We start from the raw sequence: 1314 nt of genomic DNA on the forward strand, positions 1-1314 counted from the left end.
CAGGGTCTTTGCGTTCTCGGGTCTCGCTCAGATGACTTTTTGTAGGAGTTCGGTGACCTTGCGTCCGGCGCGGCGGGTGGCGCGGGCGATGTTGGTGGCACCGTCGCGGTGGTGGAACCCGACGGCGGTGTTGCACAGGACGGCGAAGACGGCTGGGCCGTTGCCGGTGTGGGCTCGGTGTTCGTCTTCTCGGTAGGTGGTGTCCTTGACGTGGTGAAGCCGGTTTTCGATGTGCCATTCCTGGCGGGCCCACCGGTTGAGCTCGACGGGGAGGGCGTCTTTGGTGGGGAGAGTGACGATGAGGTAGGCGGTTTCGCGGGTGACTTTTTCCTGGATGGTCCGGGTCCGGGTGATGCGGACGGCCTGCTCGGTGTGGGGGAAGGCCAGTCCGCCGGGGGTGGTGAGAGTTGCGGCTTTGAGGGTGCGGGTCTCCTTGCGGCCGTGGGCCTGGTTCCGGGTCCGGTCTCCGATGGGGAAGTCGCTCCAGGGCAGCGATTTCAGCTGGTTGAAGAGGGTGGGCTGGTTGGCCTTGACTCGCACCAGCAGGGCGGCGTCGTGGGTGGTGACGGTGTGGGTGTGAGCGGTCTGGGCGTGCAGGGCGTCGGCCACGATCACGCAGCCGGCCAGGCCGCCGGGCACGACAGTGGCTGCCTGGTCCAGCAGCGGCGCGAACGCGCCGGTCTCGCCGCCTTTTTCGCCCACCGGGATCTGGGCCAGGACCACGCCGGTGTCCACGTCGTAGGCAGCCAGCAGATGCACGTCCTGCCCGGCGCCGGTGGCTGAATGGGCAGCGCCACGGACCGCTTTGCCGTCCACCGCGATCACCGGGCGATGCGGACGCAGCAGCCCGGGAGCACTGCCCTGGCTGGTGTTCGAGCTGGTGGGGGCTGGTTCACGTCGCAGGAGCCAGTCACCCAGGACCTGGCTCAGCGCGATCGAGTCGATCCGGATCAAGGCCCGCCACAACGTCGTCGCGGCCGGCCGGCGGACCAGGCCGAACGCGGCCAGGTCATCCTCGGGCAGATCGGCCAGCCAGTCACCGACCGCTGCGAATGTCACCGCGCCCGAGATCACCGCGCAGACCGCGATCGCCACCAGGCTGCTCAGTGCGTACCGGATACCCAGCGGCGAGCGTGGATCCGGCACCGCTTCCAGCGCCTGGACCAGTCCGATCGGGCCATCACCGCTGCTCAGGCGCACCGCGGCCACCGCGACCGGCCCCGGCGGCCCGTCGGGGCCGCTGCCGACGGCGTTCAGGGTGTCGCGGACGTCGTCGAGCAGGCTAGATTTCATGGGCGGGCGCGGTCCTTGTCA

General features: G+C 69.4%; 1 protein-coding gene. It reads right to left on the reverse strand.

Annotated features, from left to right (window positions below; translation table 11 throughout):
* Window positions 1-27: 27 nt before the first annotated feature.
* Entirely contained in the window at window positions 28-1293 is a 1266-nt protein-coding gene (locus tag KIH74_RS35615; RefSeq protein WP_214160866.1) for an ISAs1 family transposase, read from the reverse strand.
* Window positions 1294-1314: the final 21 nt, after the last annotated feature.

Origin of the sequence: Kineosporia corallincola (assembly GCF_018499875.1) — a bacterium.
Lineage (GTDB): Bacteria > Actinomycetota > Actinomycetes > Actinomycetales > Kineosporiaceae > Kineosporia > Kineosporia corallincola.